Annotated in this window: 17 protein-coding genes; all 17 read left to right on the plus strand. The window is 38.4% G+C overall.

What is annotated here, in order from left to right:
- Nucleotide 1 precedes the first annotated feature (1 nt).
- The 17 genes from ACQ334_RS04360 to ACQ334_RS04440 all read left to right on the plus strand — a co-directional run bounded on the left by ACQ334_RS04360 (nt 2) and on the right by ACQ334_RS04440 (nt 25,444).
- Complete coding sequence (locus tag ACQ334_RS04360) at nt 2–1,651, plus strand: pectate lyase family protein (protein ID WP_430986943.1); 1,650 nt, start codon at nt 2–4, stop codon at nt 1,649–1,651.
- Nucleotides 1,652–1,786: 135 nt separating this feature from the next.
- Nucleotides 1,787–4,786, plus strand: coding sequence for a DUF6298 domain-containing protein (locus tag ACQ334_RS04365; RefSeq protein WP_430986944.1), 3,000 nt, complete (start codon nt 1,787–1,789; stop codon nt 4,784–4,786).
- Nucleotides 4,787–5,008: 222 nt separating this feature from the next.
- A complete protein-coding gene (locus tag ACQ334_RS04370) occupies nt 5,009–6,355 on the plus strand; it encodes a glycoside hydrolase family 140 protein (RefSeq protein ID WP_430986945.1) in 1,347 nt (448 codons plus the stop codon).
- Nucleotides 6,355–7,257, plus strand: coding sequence for a glycoside hydrolase family 43 protein (locus ACQ334_RS04375; protein WP_430986946.1), 903 nt, complete (start codon nt 6,355–6,357; stop codon nt 7,255–7,257). The genes ACQ334_RS04370 and ACQ334_RS04375 overlap by 1 nt, the downstream gene beginning before the upstream one ends.
- 9 nt (nt 7,258–7,266) lie before the next feature.
- Nucleotides 7,267–9,084 (plus strand): six-hairpin glycosidase, encoded by a 1,818-nt coding sequence (locus tag ACQ334_RS04380; protein WP_430986947.1) that lies wholly within the window; start codon nt 7,267–7,269, stop codon nt 9,082–9,084.
- Nucleotide 9,085: 1 nt separating this feature from the next.
- Entirely contained in the window at nt 9,086–10,501 is a 1,416-nt protein-coding gene (locus ACQ334_RS04385) for an L-fucose/L-arabinose isomerase family protein (protein WP_430986948.1), read from the plus strand.
- Nucleotides 10,502–10,782: 281 nt separating this feature from the next.
- Entirely contained in the window at nt 10,783–11,607 is an 825-nt protein-coding gene (locus tag ACQ334_RS04390; RefSeq protein ID WP_430986949.1) for a transketolase, read from the plus strand.
- Entirely contained in the window at nt 11,607–12,563 is a 957-nt protein-coding gene (locus tag ACQ334_RS04395; protein WP_430986950.1) for a transketolase family protein, read from the plus strand. Before ACQ334_RS04390 ends, ACQ334_RS04395 begins: the two co-directional genes overlap by 1 nt.
- A gap of 206 nt (nt 12,564–12,769) precedes the next feature.
- Nucleotides 12,770–13,714 carry a D-ribose ABC transporter substrate-binding protein gene (locus tag ACQ334_RS04400; RefSeq protein WP_430986951.1) on the plus strand — a complete coding sequence of 315 codons (945 nt, stop codon included), beginning with the start codon at nt 12,770–12,772 and terminating at the stop codon, nt 13,712–13,714.
- A gap of 3 nt (nt 13,715–13,717) precedes the next feature.
- Nucleotides 13,718–14,344: a DUF2291 family protein gene (locus ACQ334_RS04405; RefSeq protein ID WP_430986952.1), complete on the plus strand. Its 627-nt coding sequence runs from the start codon at nt 13,718–13,720 to the stop codon at nt 14,342–14,344.
- Nucleotides 14,345–14,351: 7 nt separating this feature from the next.
- Nucleotides 14,352–15,848, plus strand: coding sequence for a sugar ABC transporter ATP-binding protein (locus ACQ334_RS04410; RefSeq protein WP_430986953.1), 1,497 nt, complete (start codon nt 14,352–14,354; stop codon nt 15,846–15,848).
- Nucleotide 15,849: 1 nt separating this feature from the next.
- On the plus strand, nt 15,850–16,824 hold the full coding sequence (locus ACQ334_RS04415) for an ABC transporter permease (RefSeq protein WP_430986954.1): 975 nt from the start codon (nt 15,850–15,852) through the stop codon (nt 16,822–16,824).
- A 191-nt stretch (nt 16,825–17,015) separates the two neighbouring features.
- Entirely contained in the window at nt 17,016–18,509 is a 1,494-nt protein-coding gene (locus ACQ334_RS04420) for an FGGY family carbohydrate kinase (protein WP_430986955.1), read from the plus strand.
- Nucleotides 18,506–20,044: an MGH1-like glycoside hydrolase domain-containing protein gene (locus tag ACQ334_RS04425; protein ID WP_430986956.1), complete on the plus strand. Its 1,539-nt coding sequence runs from the start codon at nt 18,506–18,508 to the stop codon at nt 20,042–20,044. The genes ACQ334_RS04420 and ACQ334_RS04425 overlap by 4 nt, the downstream gene beginning before the upstream one ends.
- Before the next feature lie 2 nt (nt 20,045–20,046).
- Nucleotides 20,047–21,504 carry a sialate O-acetylesterase gene (locus ACQ334_RS04430; RefSeq protein WP_430986957.1) on the plus strand — a complete coding sequence of 486 codons (1,458 nt, stop codon included), beginning with the start codon at nt 20,047–20,049 and terminating at the stop codon, nt 21,502–21,504.
- Between the two features lie 2 nt (nt 21,505–21,506).
- Nucleotides 21,507–24,278 carry a glycoside hydrolase family 2 TIM barrel-domain containing protein gene (locus tag ACQ334_RS04435; RefSeq protein ID WP_430986958.1) on the plus strand — a complete coding sequence of 924 codons (2,772 nt, stop codon included), beginning with the start codon at nt 21,507–21,509 and terminating at the stop codon, nt 24,276–24,278.
- Nucleotides 24,279–24,346: 68 nt separating this feature from the next.
- Entirely contained in the window at nt 24,347–25,444 is a 1,098-nt protein-coding gene (locus ACQ334_RS04440; protein WP_430986959.1) for a PDDEXK nuclease domain-containing protein, read from the plus strand.

Here is a 25,444-nt window from a genome sequence, read left to right on the forward strand (position 1 = left end):
AGTGAAAAAAAATATTCTTTCAGCAGCGTTTTTATTGGGCGGATTATTATTGAAGTTGAATGTTCATGCTCAATACCCGATCATCCCTCCTGCAATGGAAGACTCTGCTAATAAGGAAATGAAACGTTTCCAGGATAGTTCCGATGAAGCCTGGAAGAAAGCTTTCCCAATAATTGAAGCAGATGAAAAAAACGGGAAGCCATTTATTTTATGGGCTGGTAAATCAACCGATCTGCCGCAGGCAAAAATTCCTGCTTTCCCGGGTGCAGAAGGTGGAGGAGCTTTTACTTCGGGTGGCCGTGGTGGTAAAGTATTTGTAGTTACAAGTCTTGAGGACAGGGGTAAAGGAACATTACGTGAAGCCTGTGAACAGGGCGGCGCAAGAATTATTGTTTTTAATGTAGCGGGAATTATCAGGTTGAAAAGCCCGATCAATATAAGAGCGCCTTATATCACTATTGAAGGACAAACCGCACCGGGTGATGGCGTTTGTATTGCAGGTGAATCGGTATTGATCGATACACATGATGTGATCATTCGTTTCATGCGTTTCCGCAGAGGTGCTACAGAAGTAACGAGAAGAGATGACGGATTGGGTGGCAATCCTGTTGGTAATATTATTTTAGATCATGTTTCAGGTAGCTGGGGATTGGATGAGAACATGTCTATTTACCGCCATGTATATGATAGAAAAAATGATGGCAAAGGCGAAAAGCTACCAACCGTTAACGTTACTATACAGAATTGTATTTTTTCCGAAGGGTTGGATACTTACAATCATGCATTCGGCAGCACCATTGGTGGAAGGAACAGCACTTTCATGAGAAATCTCTGGGCCAACAATATTGCAAGAAATCCATCTGTGGGTATGGATGGTGATTTTGGTTTTGCCAACAATGTAATTTTTAATTGGTGGAACAGGAGTGCTGATGGCGGCGATGATAAATCTTTTTTCAACTTCATTAATAATTATTACAAACCCGGGCCCATTACACCAAAGGATAAACCAATTGCCTATCGTATTTTAAAACCAGAATCCGGCAGGGCACACAAAGACAGCCTTGTTTTTGGTAAGGCTTATGTAAATGGAAATATTGTAGAAGGAAATGAAACGGTTACCAAAGATAATTGGGCAGGTGGTGTGCAGATACAGGATTTACCTGATGCAGGAAAATATACAGCCGCAATAAAAGTGGATCAGCCTTTTCCGATGGCCGCAATTTCAATGATGACGGCCAAAGAATCCTATGGCTATGTGTTGGATAATGCCGGTGCCATATTACCTGAGAGAGATGCAGTGGATAAACGTATTGTGGAAGATGTAAGAACAGGGAAAATAACGTACGATAAAAATGCCGTGCCTTATACAGCTAAATTTGTTAAGCGCCGACTGCCGGCAGATTCTTATAAAGATGGTATTATTTCCGACATCAGCCAGGTGGGTGGGTATCCTGAATATAAAGGAACACCATACAAAGACAGCGACAATGATGGTATGCCGGATGAGTACGAAATAAAAAATAAACTGAATCCCAAAGATGCCGGTGATGCAGTAAAAATTACAAAGAGCGGATACAGTAATATTGAAGTATATTTAAACAGCGTAGTTAATATTAAAAATGTAAAACCGGCTACGCCAGTTCAACAATAGTTTTTTGTAACGGGCTTTAGAATGGCTAATGAGCTGCAGTGGCAGAGTTTTATCCCGAAAGCATTCGGGACACTCTTGTACTACATTTCTTTATTGAGCTTTTACCGAAGCGAATAAAAAAACACAATCGCTAAAGTGACTATAAAAAAAACATATCAGCAACTCTTTCTCATAGCAGCAGTAGTTTTTAGTTTTCAGCAGGCTTTATTGGCGCAAAAACCTTTAAAGCCTGCTCCTTTATTACCTTTATTTGTAGAGAAAGGCGCATTGTCTTACACACCCGATTCTCTCGGTAACCGCATTCCCGATTTTTCTTATTGTGGTTATAAAGCATCAGAACAAGCCATTCCAAATGTAGATATAAAAGTAGTGGTGCCGGTTACAAAGGGTGATGCTACTTTACGCATTCAATCGGCATTGGATTATGTGGCATCATTACCTGTTGATGCTAATGGTTTTCGTGGCGCCGTGCTATTACAAAAAGGAAGCTATGAAGTTCTTGGTCAATTAAGAATTACTGCAAGCGGTGTAGTATTGCGTGGAAGCGGAACAAATACAAATGGTACAACGATCATTGGTGCAGGAACAGGAAGATTAGCATTGATAAAAATTATCGGGCAAAAATCCGGGCAACAAATCGGAAGCAGTGTACTGAAAATAACTAATGCATATGTTCCGGTAAATGCCACCACATTTAATGTAGATGTTGATCTATCTAACCGTGATATTGTCAATACAATAATTATCCATCGTCCATCAACAAAAAACTGGATAGCCACATTAGGTACAGATATTTTTGGGGGCGGTATTTCTGCATTAGGATGGAAGCCCGGCGACAGAGATCTGTTCTTTGATAGAACCATTACAAAAATAGAAGGCAATAAAATAACTATTGATGCACCGCTTACTACCGCATTAGATACCGCTTATGGCGGCGCTTCTGTTTATTTTTATAATGATAATGGCAGGATAAAAAATTGCGGTATTGAAAATATCAAATTGATTTCTGTCTATGATAAAAATAATTTAAAAGATGAAGATCACAGATGGAATGCTATCAATGTAGAAAATGCAGAAGATGCGTGGGTTCGCCAGGTCAGTTTTGAAAACTTTGCAGGCTCTGCAGTAAGTGTATTGGAAACATCTAAACGTGTTACGGTGGAGGATTGCAAATCATTACATCCTGTTTCGGAAATTGGCGGGCAACGGCGGTATACTTTTTTAACCACCGGGCAGCAAACCTTATTTCAACGCTGCTATGCCGAAGACGGTTATCATGATTTTGCAACCGGCTATTGTGTTCCCGGCCCTAATGCATTTGTGCAATGCGAATCGCATCTGCCCAATAGTTTTAGCGGCGGTATTGATAGCTGGTCATCCGGAATTTTATTTGATGTGGTAAATGTTGATGGCAATGCTTTGCGTTTTGGTAATCGTGGCCAGGATGCTAACGGTGCCGGATGGGCTACGGCAAACAGTGTGTTCTGGAATTGCACTGCTGCAAGAATTGATTGTTACAAACCACCCACGGCACAAAACTGGTCATTTGGTAGCTGGGCGCAATTTAGCGGTGATGGTTATTGGGGCGAATCGAATAATACCATTAATCCAAGAAGTTTATTTTACGGACAATTAGCAGCAAGGCTCAATAAAAAAACAGATGACCTGGCGCAATTTTTATTCATTCCCGGAGAGGCATCCAGCAGCCCTTCGGTTGAAGTAGCAACTGAGCTAACAAAAATTGCCGCCAAACCCAGAATGCAAATGCCCGAATGGATCGACCTGGCTTACCAGAGAAATCCGATTACTACTAATGCCGTTGGTGTAAAAACAATTGACCAGGTTGGAATAAAGAAAATAACAGCGCCAGCAATGGCTGCTGCAATGCAAATAAAAAATGGCTGGCTGGTTAGAGGTGATGAAATTTTAGCTGGCGCAAGAAATATTGTTCCCTGGTGGAATGGTGGCGTGCAGGGGAATGACCTGGTTACTGCAAAACCACATATCACACGTTTTGTGCCCGGAAGAACAGGTAATGGATTAACCGACGACCTGGATGAAGTGGCCAATGAAATGAAAACAAAACATATTGTGGCGATGGAGCATAATTATGGTTTGTGGTATGATCTGAGGAGAGATGACCATGAAAGAATAAGAAGAATGGATGGCGAAGTATGGCCGCCGTTTTATGAATTACCTTTTGCAAGAAGCGGCAAAGAATTAGCATGGGATGGATTGAGTAAATACGATTTAACGAAGTATAATTTATTTTACTGGAGCAGGTTAAAACAATTTGCCGACCTGGCCGATCAGAAAGGCCTGGTGTTAGTACATCAAAATTATTTTCAGCATAATATTATTGAAGCCGGCGCACACTATGTGGATTTTCCATGGCGTACAGCCAACAATATCAACAATACCGGCTTTCCTGAGCCGCCACCATTTGCTGGTGATAAAAGAATTTTTTTAGCAGAACAGTTTTATGATATCACTAATCCTGTTCGTAAAGAGCTGCATAAAAAATTCATTCGCCAATGCTTAAATAATTTTAAAGATAATAATGGTGTGATACAATTTATAGGGGAAGAATTTACAGGACCGTTACATTTCGTAAAATTCTGGTTGGATGTAGTGAAAGATTGGGAAAAGGAAACCGGCAAACATCCTATTATTGGATTATGCGTAACCAAAGATGTGCAGGATTCTATTTTAAGTAATCCGGCTTATGCAACAGTGGTTGATATCATTGATATCCGTTACTGGCATTACCAGGCCGATGGAACTGCTTATGAGCCAAAGGGTGGATTAAACTTAGCGCCACGCCAGCATGCAAGATTACTGAAGCCAAAAAAGACTTCGTTTGAACAAGTGTATCGTGCTGTAAAAGAATACAGAGAGAAATATCCAACCAAAGCAGTAAGCTATTCAGGTGATAGTTATCCTGAATTTGGTATAGCAGCTTTTATGGCCGGTGGAAGTCTGGCAGTGTTATCTGCAGATATCAACCCTGAAATAGTAAAAGCTGCAGTGGGTATGAAACCTGTAGCTTCTTCCAATAAAAATGAATATGTGTTGAGTGATGGTAAGCGTAGTATTGTATACAACGTGGATACAAGAAAATTTGAGATACAATGAGAGTTACACAGAGATACATAAAGAAACACAGAGATACACAGAGCAATACCTTTGTGCATCTCTGTGAAAAAACTCCGTGAATCTCTGTGACACAAAAAAAAAGAAAAAAAATGCGATAAGGTTACGCAGAGATACACAAAGAAACGCAGAGATACACAGAGCAATACCTTTGTGCATCTCTGTGAAAAAACTCCGTGAATCTCTGTGGCATAAAAAACGAAAATGAAAAAATATTTTACGATAGCCTTATTATTAGCAACGATTTTTTCTGAAGCACAAACGCAACCGTTAAAAATTTCTGCTAACAAAAGATATTTTCAAACCAAAGACGGTAAACCATTTTTTTGGTTAGGGGATACCGGCTGGTTGTTATTTAAAAAATGTAAAAAAGAAGATGCCATTAAATATCTTGATGACAGGAAGTCAAAAGGATTTAATGTGATACAGGTAATGCTATTGCATGAATTGAACATTACGGATGTTTATGGTGATTCTGCATTGATCAATAAAAATATAGCAGTACCCAATCTCCTGGGCCTGCATGGCAGCAGTTATTGGGATAATGTTGATTTAATAATTAAAGAAGCAGAGAAACGTGGTATTTACATGGCATTGGTGCCTGTGTGGGGTGGCAACATCAAACAGGTTTCGGTAGAGCAGGCCAAAATCTATGCAGCATTTTTGGCTAACCGCTATAAAAATTACAACAATATCATCTGGTTGAATGGAGGTGATATAAAAGGTGGCGATGCATTGGAAAAATGGAATGCCATTGGCAATACCATCCGGTCAATCGATAAGAATCATTTGATAGGTTTTCATCCGAGAGGAAGAAATTCTTCTTCTGCATGGTTTCATAATGAAGCCTGGCTGGATTTTAATATGTTTCAAAGCGGCCATAAAAGTTATGAGCAAGACACTGCATACAATGAAACATTACATTACGGAGAAGATAACTGGCGTTACGTAAATGATGATTATGCATTAAAACCGTTGAAGCCAACATTTGATGGCGAACCATCTTACGAAAATATTCCACATGGCTTACATGATTCTGCAGAAAAAAGATGGACGGCGGCTGATGTTCGCCGTTATGCTTACTGGAGTGTATTTGCCGGCGGCTGCGGATTTACCTATGGCAATAATTCTGTAATGCAGTTTTACAGAAAAGGCAATAAGGATATGAGCTTTGGTGCTAATAAAGATTGGGATACAGAATTAAATACGCCCGGAGCAGCACAGATGCAATATTTGAAAACATTGATATTGAGTAAAAGTTATTTCGACCGTGTGCCGGATCAATCATTGGTAACTGATAATGGCGAAAAATATAACCGGGTAATGGCGACCAAAGGAAAAAATTATGCTTTGTTCTATGTTTATAATGCAAGAGCATTTAAAACAAATTTGGCTACATTAAATTTTAAACCGGGTAAGGCAACATGGTTTAGCCCGGTTGACAGCCAGGTGATACCAATAAAGAATTATAAATACGCAGTGCAAAAAACATTTGATCCGCCGGGAGAAAAAGGGGATGGTAATGATTGGGTTTTGATATTGGAAAAATAATGACCAGAAAAATTGTAACGATATTAATTGTAATAGCATTTGCATCATGCTCCAATAAAGTGTACCTGTTTACATCTTTTCATGAGCCGGCAAATGAGGGGTTGAGGTTATTATATAGTAAAGACGGGTATCACTGGACAGCAACGGATAGCATTTATTTAAAACCATTGATTGGTAAAGATAAGATCATGAGAGATCCCTCAATGTTGCAGGGGCCTGATGGGACATTTCATTTGGTTTGGACAACAGAGTGGAAGGGAGGCAATGGTTTTGGTTATGCATCTTCAAGAGATTTAAAACACTGGAGTCAGCAACAATATATTCCGGTGATGGAAAACGAACCAACCGTAGCCAATGTTTGGGCACCGGAATTATTTTATGATGAGGTACTGGAGGAATATATTATTGTATTTGCTTCCTGCATACCCAATCGTTTTGAAAAGGGAATAGAAGATGAAAATAATAATCACCGTTTATACTATACCACAACAAAAGATTTTAAAACATTTTCAGCAACCAGATTATTCCTTGATCCAAAGTTTAGTGTAATTGATGCAGTGATTGTGCAAAGAGCGGTAAAAGATTATGTGCTGGTGTTAAAAGACAATACAAGGCCCGAAAGAAATATTAAAGTTGCCTTTGCAAATAATCCGCTGGGGCCATGGGAAAATATTTCAAAACCCTTTACAGAAAAATTCACAGAAGGGCCGGCCGTAGCAAAAGTAAAAAATGGGTATCTCATTTATTATGACGTGTACCAGAATAAAAAATATGGGGCTTCCTTTACTAAAGATTTTACAACTTTTGTAAAGGCGGATAGCTTGATCAGTTTGCCGGATGGACATAAGCATGGGACAATTTTGAAAGTGAGTAAAAAAATAGTACGACAATTAAAATACTAAAAGAAGTAAATGAAAATCAAACTCACGATATTGTTTATTATTCATTGTTCATTATTAAATGCACAGGACACTATTCGTTACACTGGCACTACTTTATCCAATATAGATTATCATCACGGACAATTATCTCCTGCTATTGGTGTACATAACGTACAAACTCTAAGAGTTAACAGGGCAGATACTGGAACAACCAACTGGACTTACAATCACCAACCTATGCTGGCTTACTGGAACAATACTTTTTACCTGGAGTACCTGAGTAATCCTGTTGGCGAACATGTAGCGCCGGGAAGAACTTTATTACAAACTTCGAAAGATGGATACAACTGGAATAGCCCTGTTGTAATTTTTCCGCCTTATAAATTAATTGACGGCACAGTAAAAGAAGGGAAAAAAGATTCGGCCAAAAATATGTTTGCGGTAATGCACCAGCGGATAGGATTTTATACTTCTAAAAATAAAAAATTATTTGCCTTGGGCTACTATGGAATTGTGCTGGGGCAACATGATGATCCTAATGATGGCAATGGAATTGGCAGAGTGATAAGGGAAATAAAAGCAGATGGTAGCTACGGGCCGATTTATTTTCTACGTTATAATCATGCTTTCAATGAAAAGAATACTTCGTATCCATTTTATAAAACCTCAAAAGATAAAGACCTTGTAAAAGCCTGCGAAGAAATTTTGGCTACTCCATTACTCATGCAGCAAATGGTGGAAGAAGCTGATCGTAACGATCCGTTGATCCCTTTACAAAAAGATTTTAAAGCTTTTAACTATTATCATTTACCCAATGGCAATGTGGTGGGACTTTGGAAATACGCTTTGACTAGTATAAGTAAAGATGAAGGAAAAACATGGCAGTACGGACCGTTAAGAGCGCCGGGCTTTGTAAATGCCAATGCCAAAATATGGGGACAAAAAACTTCTGATAATAAATATGCCACTGTTTATAATCCATCAGAATTTCGCTGGCCATTAGCAGTAAGTGTAAGTGATGATGGGTTGAAATATAAAAACTTATTGTTGGTAAACGGAGAGATCAGCTCCTTGCGTTATGGTGGGGCTTATAAAAGTTATGGTCCGCAATATGTACGTGGAATACAGGAGATGGATGGTACGGTGCCTGGCGGAAATATGTGGGTGACGTATAGTATGAATAAAGAAGATATCTGGATCGCAGAGATTCCTGTGCCGGTGAGAGATAAAGTAAATACAGATGTGAATGATATTTTTAATGATAAAAAGGATGGTGAAGAATTAAAAGAATGGAATTTGTTCAGCCCCGTTTTGTGCAGAACGGTTATTGAAAAGAAAGCGAACACAAAATTATTGGCATTGCACGACAGCGATCCGTTTGATTATGCAAAAGCAGAAAGAATTTTTCCTGCTGCAAAAAAAGTGTCGGTTGAATTTTCAATTACACCGCAACAAAACAACAACGGAGATTTAGAAATTGAAATGGTGAACGCAAAGGGTACACCATGTTTGCGGGTGATGCTGGATTCAACAGGAAACGTTTTAACCAAACAAGGCTACAGAAATAAATCTCTTGCGAAATATAATGCCGGTGAAACACTGAACATCAAAATCGAATTGAATACGGCAACAAGGTTTTATATGGTTACTATCAATGGCAAATCTTCCAATAATATTTGTTTTGCACCGGTAGAAAGTGTGGAAAGAATTGTTTTCAGAACAGGTGCTGTACGCCGCTTTCCTGATGCTGATACTCCCACAGACCAGGATTATGATCTGCCCAATGCGAATGCAAAGGATAAAGATGCCGTGTATTTTATTCATTACTTAAAAACAAAATCATTATAAGATGGCAGCAACCAAAAACAGCACATTAGGTGTGATCATTGGCAACAGAGATTTTTTTCCTGATAAATTAGTAGCTGAAGCAAGAACAGAAATACTGGATCTGTTTAAGCAATTAAATATAACGCCGGTAATGCTAAGCGATGCAGATAGTAAATTAGGCGGCGTGGAAACATTTGCAGAGGCACAAAAATGCGCTGCGCTGTTTAAAAAACACGCCGATGATATTGATGGCATTTTAGTAGTGTTACCGAATTTTGGTGATGAAAAAGGAGTGGCAGAAACGATTAAATTATCCGGCTTAACCGTGCCGGTTTTAATACAGGGATATCCTGATGACCTGGCAAAGATGGATGTGGTAAACCGTCGTGATGCATGGTGCGGAAAAATTTCGGTATGCAATAATTTGTATCAATACGGCATAAAATATTCTTTGACTACAAAGCATGTGGTTAGCCCAAGGGATGAATCATTTATTATGGATTTAAAAAATTTTACTGCTGTTTGCCGGGTGGTAAATGGTTTGCGTAAAGTGAGAATTGGTGCAGTGGGTGCAAGGCCTACCGCTTTTAATACCGTCCGCTACAGTGAAAAATTATTGCAGCGCAATGGAATTTCTGTTACTACAGTTGATCTGTCGGAAATTTTAGGCAATGCCAATAAATTAACCAAAGATGATGCCAGCGTAAAAGCAAAGCTGGAAAAAATTCATGCTTATACCAATACAGGTTTAACGCCACCGGATAAATTAGTGCAGATAGCAAAGCTGGATGTGGTACTGGCAGATTTTATGGTGGAAAATAGTTTAGATGCTACGGCTATTCAATGCTGGACTTCCATTCAGAAAAATTACGGATGTAATGTATGTACCAGCATGAGTATGATGAGTGAGAACATGCTGCCCAGCGCCTGCGAAGTGGATGTTACGGGAACGCTAACCATGTATGCAATGCAATTAGCAAGTGGCTCTCCCAGTGCGTTAGTAGACTGGAATAATAATTATGCAGATGATGATAGTAAATGTGTATTGTTTCATTGTGGCAACTGGGCAAAATCTTTTTTACCGGATATCACCATTAGCACGGCGCCGATATTAGGCACCAGTGTAGGAACAGAAAATACTTATGGTGCATTAGATGGCCGTACACCGGCGATGCCATTAACCTATGGTCGTATCAGCACTGATGATTGTAAGGGTGTTATCAAAGCATATATTGGTGAAGGCGAACTGACTGATGATGCATTAAAAACATTTGGTAACAGGGCAGTAGCTCAGATAAATAATTTGCAAGGCCTGATGAATTATGTATGCCGCAATGGATTTGAACATCATGTGGTGATGAATGCCAGTAAGACTGCCGGGGTATTGAAAGAAGCGTTTGAAAATTATTTGGGTTGGGAGACTTACACGCATGCGTAAATTCACCTCACCTATCCTCTCCTTGAGGAGAGGGAACTCGAAGATTGAAGTGAAGATTGGAAAGAAGATTATGTTTTGAAATGGCTCCATAGGAGCTTAAGGTGGGTAGAAAGAGTAGTGTTCGTGTTTTACAACGTCCCGTAGGGACGACAGGTGCTCATAACAAAACACAATTAAAGCTGAATAAAGAAATATAGTTGAAGAGTGCGACGCCAATGCAGATGATCAAGGTACAAATGCTCGCCTCAAAAAAATAAAAATTCTCCGAAGGAGATTTCGATATGACGATAAAAGAATTAAAAGCCAAATCAATTAGCTACAGAAAAAAAATTCTGCAATACATTGTTGGTGCGAATGCCGGGCATACCGGTGGTAGTTTGTCCTGCACGGATATTTTGAATGTTTTGTACAATGAAGTATTGCATGTAACGCCGGAAAATTTTTCTTCTCCGGATAGAGATAGATACATACAAAGCAAAGGCCATTGTGTGGAAGCTTTGTTTGTGGTGCTGGCAGATAAAGGATTTTTCCCCGAAGAAGATCTGAATACGTTGTGTAAATACAAATCGCATTATATCGGGCATCCAACTAAAAAAGTAAAAGGAGTGGAGCAAAATACCGGTGCATTAGGACATGGTTTGCCAATAAGCGTAGGCACCGCAATCGCTGCAAAAATGGATCAAAAAGAGTATAAAGTGTATACTTTGATGGGGGATGGTGAAATACCTGAAGGCAGTAACTGGGAAGCGGCATTAAGTGCAGCACAATATAAGCTGGATAATTTGTGCGCTATTGTAGATAAGAATAGTTTACAGATAACTGCCGCAACAAAAGATGTTTGCAATACGGATCCGCTTGATAAAAAATGGGAAGCTTTTGGTTGGGCCGTAAAAGAAGTGAATGGTAATGATGTGGAAGAATTATTGAGTGCCTTCAAAAGTTTGCCTTTTGAAAAAGGAAAACCTTCTGTGATCATTGCCCATACCACCAAAGGCAAAGGCGTGAGTTATATGGAAAATCAATTGAAGTGGCACCATGGTGTACCTTCCAGCGAAGAATACGTAATATCGCAACAGGAATTAGATAAAGCATTAAGTGAATTATAATGGCAGAACAAATAAATACCAATAGTTATAAAGCCAACCTGGAAGTTTTTTCAGCAACATTGCAGCGTTTAGCCGTTGATGATAAAAATATTGTGGCAGTAACCAGTGATAGCCGGGGTTCAGGAAAGCTGGTACCCTTCGGGCAAAAATTTCCGGAACAGATGGTGGAAGTAGGCATTGCCGAACAAAATTTAGTGGGTGTTGCTGCAGGTTTAGCATCGTGCGGCAAAAAAGTATTTGCGGTTTCTCCGGCCTGTTTTTTAACAGCAAGAGCATTGGAACAAATTAAAAACGATGTGGCGTATTCTGATAACCCGGTAAATATAATCGGTATAAGCGCTGGCGTTAGTTATGGGGCATTGGGTAGTACACATCATAGTCTGCATGATTATGCAGCACTAAGAGCCATCAATAATATTATGGTAGTAGCACCTGCAGATAATTTTGAAACGGAAAAAGCCATTGAGTTGGCAGCTGCAACCAATCAACCCATTTATTTACGTTTTGGCAAAAAGCCGATGCCGCCATTGAAAGAAATTAATGATGATGTATTTGAATTTGGTAAAGGGAGAGTGATTTGTGAAGGCAATGATGTGGCGATCATTGCTACAGGCGAAACTGTATATCCTGCATTGGAAGCCGCAAGAAAATTACAATTGCAAAATATTAATGCAACGGTGGTTAGTATGCATACAATAAAACCATTGGATACTGCATTGCTGGAATCACTGGCAAAAAAATGCAAAGCGATTGTAACAGTAGAGGAACATAGTGTGTATGGTGGATTAGGGGAAGCTTGCGCATCTTATCTGATGCAAAATAATCATCATAATAAATTTAAGATCGTTGGTATTCCTGATGAATACACTGTAACAGGTTCGCAAACAGAAATCATGGAGCATTATGGTATTTCAGAAAAAGGGATAACAGATATTGTTGTTACACTTGTGGGCTAAAGCCCAGAGAAAATTTACTAATGATCCACAGGCTAAAGCCTGTGGCAATTGAAAAGGAAAGATTAATGAAATAAAATAAAATGTATTTATTACTTGCCCCTGGCTTCAGCCAGGGATAAATAATAAAATGTTTTAACGGGCTTTAGCCCACCATGATCAGGCTAAAGCCTGTGAGAATAAAAAAACAAAATAATAAATTGAACTATATGAAAAGATTCTCTTTCTTGTTATTGATCGCTTCTGTTTTTATTTTCTCTGCCTGCAATAATTCCGGGGGCGAAAAAAAGAAAGCTAAAAAAATGGCGATCGTAGTATCTACATTAAACAATCCCTGGTTTGTTTTTTTAGCACAAACTGCCGAAGCAAAAGCCAAAGCATTAGGCTACGAAACAAAAGTATTTGATTCGCAAAATAACACCGCTACAGAGACGGATAATTTTGAAAATATTTTAGTGTCGGATTATTGCGCCATTCTATTTAACCCTACAGATGCAGATGGTTCCGTTGCCAATGTAAAAAAAGCGAAGGAGGCAGGCGTGCCTGTTTTTTGTATCGACAGGGAGATCAACGCAAAGGGAATTGCTACCTCACAAATATTATCGGATGGGTATTCGGGCAGCGTGGAAATTGCAAAATATTTTGTGGACGTGCTGAATAAAAAAGGAACCTATGTAGAATTGTTGGGTATCACAGGAGATAACAATACCAAAGCAAGGTCAGCTGGTTTTCATAGCGTGGTAGATAATTATCCTGATATGAAAATGGTGGCACAGCAAAGTGCCGACTTCGACCGCAACAAGGGTATGGAAGTAATGGAATCAATGTTACAGGCACATCCTGATATCACCGGTGTATTTTGTGGCAACGATGCAATGGCAATGGGTGCGTACCAGGCATTGGTAGGTGCAGGAAAAGATAAGACGGTAAAAGTATTTGGTTTTGATGGAGCAGATGATGCCATAAAATCTATTAAAGAAAATAAACTGGCTGCAACCGGTATGCAGTTTCCAAAAATTATGGCAGAGAAGGCTGCTGAATTTGCAGATGAATATTATAAAGGCAAAAGAGATTTTCCTGAAAAGATTCCGGTAGCAGTAGAATTAGTGACCGCAAAAAATGTTGATGCATATATGGGTTTTGGAAAAAAATAATTCATGAACAAAAAACTGGTTAAATATATTGTACTGATTGTTGTAGCTGGTTTACTGGTTTACAATAGTGTTTATTTTAAAAAGCTGGATGCTCCAACTAGCGGAGTTGAAAATAACAACACTGACCCTGCGGCTTTTGCACGTTCATTTTGGAACGGGGCGTTTAGCAAAGCCATTGACTCCGCAACTACAATAGAAGTTTTTGAGAAAGAATTTTTTGAAAAAGGCGCAGCAATTACAATCAGTAAGTATTCACATTCGCAGGGTGTAAGCAATATTGCTGATGTGCTACTTAAATTTAGCGGCAGGGTAAAAGAAATAACTGAAGATAAGATAGTGTTAACAGTAGCAAACAGCAGGACTAATAGTTATGTGTTTAATATGGGGAATTATTTTGGGAATGGAGTAAGAGATGCTACAGGCTTAATTAAAATGGGCGACTTTATCAACACTATGGATTACAATATGGTTTCAACAGAGTTAAACAAAATAGTAAAAAAAGATGTCGTCCTGGCTGTAAAAAATAAAATAAAAGCAGGTGATGATCTTATAGTGGTTGGCTGTGTTGAAATAAAGGAAGGCAAATTGGAAGATGAAATACTTCCTGTAAAAATAACAATCAACAATTAATATTACTTTGCTGGTAACTAAAAACATAACAAAAAAATTCCCCGGTGTTACCGCACTGGAAAATGTCAATCTTCAAATTGATGCAGGAAAAGTTACGGCTGTAATTGGAGAAAATGGTGCAGGCAAATCTACCCTGATGAAAATTTTGTCTGGCGTATATACAGATTACGAAGGGCAAATTATTTTTAAAGATAAGCCGGTAAATTTTTCAGGAACTGCAGCAGCGCAGGATGCAGGCATCGCCATCATTCACCAGGAATTAAACTTGATTCCTTATTTAAGCATTACCGAAAATATTTTTTTAGGCAGGGAATTGGTAAATGCCTTTGGCTTGCTGGATAAAAGGGCAATGCATACTAAAGCGAAAGCCTTACTGCATACTTTGCATCTTGATGTGGAACCCGATTCAACTATTGCCAGCTTAAAAGTGGGGCAGCAGCAAATGGTAGAAATTGCAAAAGCATTATTGCTGGATGCCGATCTCATCATTATGGACGAACCTACTTCTGCTATTACAGAAGCTGAAGTAGATGTTTTATTTACTGTAATTGATCAGTTGAGAAAAGAAAATAAAGCAATCGTTTACATATCTCATAAATTAAATGAACTGTTTAAAATTGCAGACAAGTATATCGTTTTAAGAGACGGTAAAACCATTGAGTCGGGTATTATGTCAGCTATTACACATGATGAGCTGATTAAAAGAATGGTGGGCAGAGAAATTCAGCCTATGCAAAAAAAAATGGGTACTGCCAGCGAAACAGAGTTATTACGACTGGAAAATATTTGTCAAAAGCAAAAAAATAGAACAGATAAACTCAGCAACATTTCTTTCACCGTTAACAGCGGAGAAATTGTTGGCATTTTTGGTTTAATGGGTGCCGGCAGAACAGAGTTGCTAGAAACTATTTTTGGATTACATCCCACAATTTCTTCCGGTAATATATTTGTCAATAATAAAAAAATTGCGATCAATAAACCTGCCGATGCAATTCATGCAGGTATTGTGTTACTGCCGGAAGACAGAAAAAAAGATGGCCTGGTATTGGGTATGGAAGTGAAAAAAAATATCAGCCTGCCCTGCCTGCAGGAAGTTGAAGCAATGGGCCTGTTGAATGATAAAAAAGAAACCACACTTGCCAGAAAGCATATTCAGCAATTAGGTATTAAAACACCTTCTGAAAATCAGCTCACCAAAAATCTCAGCGGGGGTAATCAGCAAAAAATTGTATTGGCAAAATGGCTGGAGCGTAATCCGAAAATATTATTGCTCGACGAGCCCACAAGAGGTATTGATGTAAATGCGAAAAACGAAATGTATAAACTGATGCAGGAACTGGTGAGTAAAGGAATGAGTATTATTATGGTTTCATCTGAATTAACAGAAATATTAACGGTATCTAACCGCATACTGGTAATGGCGGAAGGAAAAATAACAGCAACGATTCCTTACAGCGAAGCAACAGAAGATAATGTACTTAAAGCAGCTATAGCAATTAACTAAAATGAATGTACAACAATATAAAAATAATTTCGGCAAACTGCAATCACTGATTGCATTGGTAATACTTTGTATTGTGTTTGCGATGTTGTCGGATAAATTTTTCACGGCTGCTAATGGTTTAAATGTGTTCAGGCAGATATCAGTAAATATTTGCATTGCGGTTGGTATGACGTTGATCATTCTTACTGCCGGCATCGATCTGTCCGTGGGCTCTCTATTGGCTTTGTGCGGTGCTATAACTGCCGGCCTGTTAAAACATGGACTTTCTTTTCCGGCTATAAATTTATTTGTAGGCTTTACTATTTTGGGGGCAATCCTTGCAGGGATTTTTGCAGGAGCAGTACTTGGCTTTTTCAATGGATTTGTAATTACAAAATTTAAAGTACCGCCCTTTGTGGCTACACTTGCCATGCTTACTATTGCAAGAGGGCTCACCATGTTGTATACCGGAGGTAATCCCATCAGTTCGTTTGATAACACTTTTACATTTATTGGAGCAGGCTGGTTTCTTGGGCTGCCTGTTCCTGTTTGGATCGCTGCTTTAATTGTGATTGCGGCTATTATCGTTACAAAAAAAACAAGAACCGGCCGCTATATTTACGCTATTGGCGGTAATGAAAGTGCCGCTAAACTTTCCGGTATCAATATCAATCGTGTAAAAATTATCGTGTATACTATTGCGGGAGCATTGGCTGCTATTGGCGGCATTATTGTTACAGCCCGTTTAGATTCTGCACAGCCTAATGCAGGAACGAGTTATGAATTGGATGCTATTGCAGCAGTAGTCATCGGTGGCACGTCGTTAAGTGGTGGCAGGGGAAGTATATGGGGTACTGTGTTAGGCGCCGTTATTATTGGCGTATTAAATAATGGGTTGGTGTTACTGGATGTATCACCTTTTTGGCAACAGGTGGTAAAGGGAGCTGTAATTTTACTGGCGGTAATTATTGATAAGATGAATGCAAAGAATGAATAATTTTTGGGGAACGGGCTTTTGTTTTTCATGGCATCATCGTTGCGTCGCATGGAACATCCCGATTTGGCAGGACTCTGGTACTTTGAATGCTTTATTCAGCTTTTATTGAAGCGTAGATAAAAAGCATGTGTCGTTCAGCAGGAACGACAGTTGTTATAGAAAAGTTTGAATAGTAAGAATATGAAAAATAAATGACAATAAAAAAATACATATTAGCAATCGACCAGGGCACCAGCTCTACCAAAGCATTACTATTCGATGAAGCAGGTATTGCAATTGCCAGGGGTGCAGAAAGCTTACATACTAATTATTTTGATAATGGCTTTGTAGAACAGGATGCCGAAACAATATTTCAAAACGTATTGGCTGCAGTAAAAAAATGTTTAAATGATTTTGAACAAAAAGGATTTGATAAAAATAAAATTGTAACCATTGGTATCTCTAACCAAAGAGAAACATTTGTGGTGTGGGATAAAAACGGAACACCCTTGCATAATGCTATTGTGTGGCAATGCAAACGTTCGGTACATATTTGTGAACAACTAAAGCAACAAAATCTTTCTGCAAAAATCAATCAAAAAACAGGGTTGATAATTGATCCTTATTTTTCTGCAACCAAATTGATCTGGTTGGTACAAAATAATAAGACAATAAAGGAAGCGGTGCAAAATAGGAATGCTTTTTTTGGCACCATCGATACCTGGTTACTATACAAACTTACCAACGGAAAGGAATTTGCAACAGATTATACCAATGCTTCCCGAACATTATTATTCAACCTGCATACTTTGCAATGGGATGAGGAATTGATTCAGGCATTAGGATTAACTGGAATTAACCTGCCACAAATAAAATCATCTTCCGCAGCATTTGGTGCAACAACATTAAATGGATTATTGCAGTCTGCAATTCCTGTAACGGCCTTGGTCGGTGATTCGCATGCCGCCGCATTTGGCGAAGGTTGTTTTGAAAAAGGTTCAGCCAAAGCCACCTTGGGTACCGGTTGTAGTATTTTAATGAACATTGGCAACCAACCGGTACAATCTCAAAACGGGATGGTAACAACGGTGTGCTGGAGTATAGCCGGAAGAATTGATTATGCATTGGAAGGTGTGATTGTTAGTTGCGGGGCAACAATAGAATGGTTGAAAAATGAATTGAATTTATTCAACGATAGTAAGGATACCGCTGCAATGGCGAATGCCGTTGCGGATAATGGCGGCGTGTATTTAATTCCTGCTTTCAGCGGATTGGGCTCGCCGCATTGGGATATGGAACGTAAAGCTTCTTTAACCGGGATGAGTTTTGGTACTACAAAAAATCATGTGGTAAGGGCCGCATTGGAATCTGTTCCATACCAGGTTAAAGACGTGATTGTAGCAATGGAAAAAGATGCCGGCATACAATTGCAAACCCTGATGGCCAATGGCGGTATTACTGCAAACGAATTTGTGATTCAGTTTCTGGCAGACCTGTTACAAAAAAATGTGGTCACCATCGGCAATCCTGATGTATCTGCCTTGGGCGCAGCGTACCTTGCAGGGCTGCAGGCTGGTGTGTATGCAGGTATTGAAGATTTGCAACAACTCAATAAAGAAAAAAAACATTGCCAGCCTTCTGCAAACAACGCTAAAGTAAATGAAGGATATAATGGCTGGCAGCAAACTATAAAATTGAAACATTGAAAAAATATTGTACCATATTATTGATCATAGGTTTGGCGTTTAATGTGTCGGCACAAACCAATCAATACAAACCATTGCTGTTAAAATCTGCAGCTTACAAACATTATGTAGATCGTTTCAACAGTATGGAAGATGAGAACATAAAACAAGCGATACCTAATGACAGTGCGTGGGATTGGATGAAAGCCAATATTCCATTATTCGATTGTCCGCAGAAAAATTTTGAAGAATTATTTTATTATCGCTGGTGGACTTTGCGCAAGCATATCAAACTAACTGAAAAAGGGTTTGTATTCACAGAGTTTTTAGTACCGAGGACTTATGCCGACAAATACAACCTCATATCCAGTGCACTCGGTCATCATCTATATGAAAGCAGGTGGCTGCATGATAAAAAGTATATGGATGATAATTTACTCATCTGGTTCAGGGGTAATGACGGTAAGGCAATGAAGAAATTACGTTTTTACAGTGGCTGGAATGAAGATGCTGTTTATAATCGCTATCTGGTGAATGGCGATAAAAAATTTATCGTTGACCTGTTACCCGAACTGGAAGCTGATTATGCGGCATGGGAACAGGAGAAAAAATTACCCAATGGATTATTCTGGCAATATGATGTAAGAGATGCGATGGAAGAAACGATCAGTGGCGGAAGGAAAGAAAAAAATCCAAGGCCGAGTATCAATAGTTATATGTACGGCAATGCAAAGGCGCTGGCTTTAATAGCATCGGAAGCAGGTGATGTTGCACTGGCAGAAAAATATATAGCCAAAGCAGATTCTATTCAATACCTCACTAAAAATAAATTATGGAATAAGGAGCAGCAGTTTTTTGAAGTGAGAAAAGAACAGGGAGATACTTTAGCTAATGTAAAAGAAGAAATCGGTTTTATTCCATGGTATTTTAACATGCCCGATAGCAGCCAGGATATTGCATGGAAGAATGTTACAGATATCAAAACATTTTGTGCGCCTTATGGCATTACCACTGCAGACAGAAGCCATCCTTTATTCCGTACTCATGGTTGTTGTAAATGCGAATGGGATGGAGCGGTATGGCCCTTCGCTACTTCACAAACATTAACAGCCATGGCCAATTTGCTGAATAATTATAAACAGCATTATGTAACCAACACAAATTATTTTGATCAGTTAGAAACACTGGTAAAGTCGCAATATGTAAATGGTAAACCGTACATCGGTGAATACCTGGATGAAAAAACAGGCGTATGGTTGAAAGGCGAAGAACGCAGCCGCTATTACAATCACTCTACATTTAATGATTTAATTATTACAGGGTTGATTGGTTTAAGGCCTAGAGCTGATGATGTGATTGAAGTAAATCCTTTGTTGCCTGCTAACAAATGGAATTGGTTTTGTTTGGATAATGTGTTGTACCACGGAAAAATAATTACGATCATCTGGGATAAAACCGGAACGAAATATAAAAAAGGAAAAGGATTGAGTGTTTGGTGTGAGGGCAAAAAAATTGCAGCAGCAACAACATTAAAAAAGGTTATTGGTAAAATGTAAATATGATCAGGATCGGGAAAATATTTTTTTTGCAAATGTTATTGCAGGTATCTGTCAAAGCATCTGCTCAGTTATCAGTACCAAAAATCATTGGCAATGATATGGTGTTGCAAAGTAAGCAACCGGTTCCCATTTGGGGAAATGCCAAAGCCGGGGATGAAGTGGTTGTAACATTCGGTAAGCAACAGAAAAAAATAATTGCGGATAATAATGGTAGCTGGAAAATAATGCTGGATGCAATGCCACCTTCTGCAGTACCCGGAAAATTATATATTAAAACACCCACATCCACTATTGTTCTAGAAAATATTGTAGTGGGCGAAGTATGGTTGTGTTCCGGCCAGTCAAACATGGAATATACCATGCGGAAGAACAGTAAGGTAACGATGCCTGATAGCATTAAAGACTGGCCAGTGAATGAATTAGAAACAGCTCATAATAAAAGCATCCGTATTTTTTTAGTGGACAGAAAAAAAATGAAACCAGATTCCACACACTCTGGTTGGGATATTGCAGAAGATTCTGCATTACGCTCTTTTTCTGCGGTAGGATATTTCTTTGCAAAAAAAATGTATGAAGAATTGCATGTGCCCATAGGCATCATTGCGTCTTCCATCCCCGGTAGCAGGATAGAACCCTGGATGCCGGAAGAAGCATTTAAAGCATTGCCTTTCTTTCGGGATCAACCTGATTCTACCCATAAAATAGATGGAGAGCCCGGAAAGTTTTATCAAACAATGATCGCACCATTAGCACCATTTGCTTTAAAAGGATTTTTATGGTACCAGGGCGAAAGCAATTGTTTTTTAGGCGAACGTTTGCAGTATGCTTATAAAATGAAAGCATTGATCAATCAATGGAGAAAGATATGGAACAATAATACATTGCCATTTTATTATGTACAGATAGCACCGTATGCTTATTCTAAACAAAAGGGGAAAGTAAGTTATACTGAAGAAAGCGAACCTGAATTTTGGGAAGCACAGGCATTGGCTTTAAAAATTCCACATACAGCAATGATTGCTACAACTGATTTGAATTTCGATCTTGATAATTTACATCCGCATTTTAAATGGGTAATCGGAAAACGTTTAGCGCTTTGCGCTTTGGCAAATGATTATGCTAAGAAAGCAATAGTTGCCATGGGACCGGTATATGATAAAATGAAAGTGGCCGGAAACAAAATAATACTCGATTTTAAATATACCGGAACCGGCCTGGCCAGTAATGACGGGCAGCCATTAAATAATTTTACGATAGCCGCTGCAGATGGAAAATTCGTTCCTGCAAAAGCAGTTATTAAAAATAACAGAGTAGAGGTTTCAACTGAAAGCATACAACATCCGGTAGCAGTAAGGTTTGGCTGGAACGAAGCCAATCATTCCAATTTATACAATAAAGACGGATTACCTGCTTTACCTTTCAGAACAGATAACCCTTTAACAATAAAATTTAAATAGTAATGCAGTATCGTTGGAAAAAAATATTTTTTTTGTTGTACCTGTTATTGCCATTTGTGGCAATAAGCCAGTCTACAGAAAAAATATATTTATCCGGCACAGGCCCTAACGATGCAAAGCAATGGCAATTCTTTTGCACCGGAGGAATGAATGCGAATAAATGGACAACCATCGCTGTGCCATCCTGCTGGGAGTTACAGGGTTTTGGAAAATATGATTATGGTTTTGCAAAAGATAGTGTGAGAGGAAAAGAACAAGGGTTGTATAAATATGAGTTTAATGTTGCTGCTGCATGGAAAAATAAAAAAGTGAACCTGGTTTTTGATGGCGTGATGACAGATGCGGAAGTGAAAGTAAATGGCAGATCTGCCGGCGCTGTTCACCAGGGCGCATTTTATTCTTTCAAATATGATATCACATCATTGCTTAATTACGATGCAAAAAATTTATTGGAAGTAACGGTATCAAAACATTCTTCCAATCAATCAGTAAATGAAGCAGAACGCAAAGCTGACTTCTGGATTTTTGGCGGGATTTTTCGTCCGGTGTATTTAGAAGTATTGCCTGAAATCAATATTGATACTGTTAGAATAAATGCAAGAGCAGACGGGGTTGTAATAGCAGAAGTTTTGACAAATGAGCATGTTGATGAGGCAAGTTTAGAAGTTAAGTCATCCGACGGCAAGAAACTGCTTTTTGTGAAAGCGCCGGTCTTTTCAAAAATTCAAAAGCAATTTGTTTTTTATAGCGGAGTAAAAAATGCAAGGTTATGGACTCCTGAATCGCCTGTTCTTTATAAAGCAGTTTTTACAATTTATAAGAATGGGAAAATAATTCATAGTGTAGAGAAAAAATTTGGTTTTAGAACTGTTGAACTAAAACAACGTGATGGCATTTATGTAAATGGTATTAAAGTAAAAATGAAAGGTGTTAACCGTAGCCCATTCAGGCCGGAAACGGGAAGAACCTTGAGCAAAGAAAATAGTATTGAAGATGTGGTAATGATAAAGGACATGAACATGAATGCAGTGCGATGCAGTCATTATCCACCAGACGAACATTTTTTAGATGCTTGTGATTCACTCGGTTTATTTGTGATGGATGAATTGGCCGGATGGCATGGTAACTATGATACGGAGACAGGGAAAAAATTATTGAAAGAAATGATCGGCCATGATGGGAATCATCCGTCCATCATTATGTGGGCTAATGGAAATGAAGGTGGACATAACCTGGAACTGGATAAATATTTTACGGAGTTTGATGTACAGAAAAGGCCAGTTGTTCATCCATGGCAATTGTTTAATGGCATAGAAACACAGCATTATCGTGAATATAATTATGGCATTGGTAACTATGAGAACGGGAGAGAGATCGTAATGCCTACAGAGTTTTTACACGGACAATTTGATGGCGGCCATGGTGCAGGCCTGGAAGATTATTGGGAAAAAATGTGGCACAACCCTTTAAGTGCCGGTGGTTTTCTCTGGGATTTTGCCGACCAGGGAGTAGTAAGGCATGACAAGAATGATTCATTAGATACGGATAAATTCAGGGCTGCAGATGGTATTGTTGGGCCGCATCATGAAAAGGAAGGCAGCTACTTTGCAATTAAAGAAATATGGAGCCCGGTTTATTTTGAGCGAAGAGAAATTACAGATGCATTTGATGGCACATTCAATATTGAGAACAGGTATTATTTTACCAATACTAAAAATTGCAGTTTTAGCTGGAAGTTAAAACGTTTTGAAGTTAAAGATTTCAAAGAAAAAAACGGTACTGCACTTGCTCCCGATATACAACCACTTGCAAAAGGCGTGTTACAAATTATAATGCCAGATGATTGGAAAAATTATGATGTATTGTATGTAACAGTAAAGGATCAATTTCAAAAGGAATTATTTACGTGGAGTTTTCCAATCAGTAGTCCTGCAAAAACAGGAGCAAGAATGATTGTAAAAGAAGATGCAGAAAAAATAAAAATTCTACAGGTAGATACTACCGGAATTTATGTGGATGTAAAAGATGTGCAATTGATTTTTAATGAAGTGAACGGGAGGTTGACTTCTGTTACCAATAAACAAGGTGCATTACCTTTTAATAACGGCCCGGTGGTACAGGAAGCTGTGAATAATTTTAAAGGAATAAAAAATCATTGGGAAGGAAATAATTATATCATCGAATCAACATTTGATAAAAAAGAAAGTTACAATACATTGAAGTGGACGATCTATCCATCAGGTTGGGTAAAACTGGAAGTGCAATATTTTCCAGCGGCATACTTCACCAGTTTCGCAGGTGTTAATTTTTCTTTTCCTGAAAGTGAAATACAATCTGTTACGTACATGGGCAATGGCCCTTATCGTGTTTGGAAAAACCGGATGAAAGGCGGGCAATTTGGCGTTTGGAATAAAATGTACAACAATACTGAAACAGGAGAAGCTCCCTGGAACTACCCCGAGTTTAAAGGTTACTATTCCAATTTTTATGGCGGTTATTTCTTTACCAGGAATAATCAATTTACCGTGGTAGCAGAAAACGAAAATATGTTTTTGCGTTTGTTTACTCCGGCATGGAAAACCGATCAATGGCATAATTACGAACCTTTATTTCCTTGGGGGGATATTTCTTTTATGCAGGGTATCAGTAGTATTGGTACCAAAACACAACGTAATGAAACCACCGGCCCAATGGGAGAAAAGAATATTTTTTATGATTATGAAAAAGATCCGGCGAGAGCATTGAAGATGGTATTATATTTTAATTTTAATTAATAATTTTTTGAAAAGTATATGGCGCAACGGTTTTGTTTTTCTTTCGGTCTTGATAATAAACAACAAATATGATCTTAAAAAATTACAAGGTTATTATTAAAGAATTGAAGTCTGTTATACTGGCAAGCCGTTACCGGGCTGCTGCATTGGCAAATAAAGAATTGTTGGTGCTTTATTTTTCGGTAGGAAGATTGATAAGTGATAAATCACGGGAAGGAGAATGGGGTACGGGAGTTTTAGAAAAGTTATCAGAAGATTTACAAAAAGAATTACCGGGGTTAAGAGGATTTGGTTCAACAAATTTAAAGAGGATGAGAATTTTTTATGAAGCCTGGAATGCAGAATATGAAATTCGTCCGTTGCTGACGGACGAATTAAAAGGCTTTAAAAAAACGGCTGAAAAAAAAGCATCAATTCGTCCGTTGCTGACGGACGAATTGATGAATAGCTTTAGTTCATTAAGCTTTACTCATCACAGCGAAATTTTGGCTAAGGTAAAAGAATTAAAAGAGCGGATATTTTACATTCAGCAATCTGCAATAAATTATTGGAGTGTTACAACTTTGCAACACCAGATAAAATCAAATCTTTTTAAAAAGAAAGCTAAACTACCTAACAATTTTAATAAAGCCATAACTAATGAAGCTCAAAGAGAAAAAGCATTACAGGCTTTTAAAGATGAATATCTTCTTGATTTTATAAATATTGAAGATCCGGAGTTCGCCGATGAAAAAGAGTTTGAAAATCAAATAGTCCGTAATATCAGGAAATTTATTTTATCTATAGGAACTGACTTTGCGTTCATTGGGAATCAATATCGGTTGGTTGTAGAAGATGAGGAATGTTTTGTTGATTTATTATTTTTTAATCGTAAGCTGCAAAGCCTTGTGGCATTTGAATTAAAGAAAGGGAAATTTAAGCCTGAGTATTTAGGTAAAATGAATTTTTATTTGTCGGCACTAGATGAAATGGTGAAGCAGCCTCATGAAAATCCTTCAGTGGGGATTATACTTTGTAAAAGTAAAACAGATAAAGTGGTAGAATTTTCTTTTAGAGATTTTAATAAAGCCATGGGTGTTGCAACATATAAAACCAGTAAAGAATTGCCAGCAAAATATAAAGGTATATTGCCTGATGCCAGGGCGCTTAAAAAACTATTAGGATAA

It is taken from the genome of Ferruginibacter sp. SUN106 (assembly GCF_050611765.1).
Classification (GTDB): Bacteria; Bacteroidota; Bacteroidia; order Chitinophagales; family Chitinophagaceae; genus Ferruginibacter.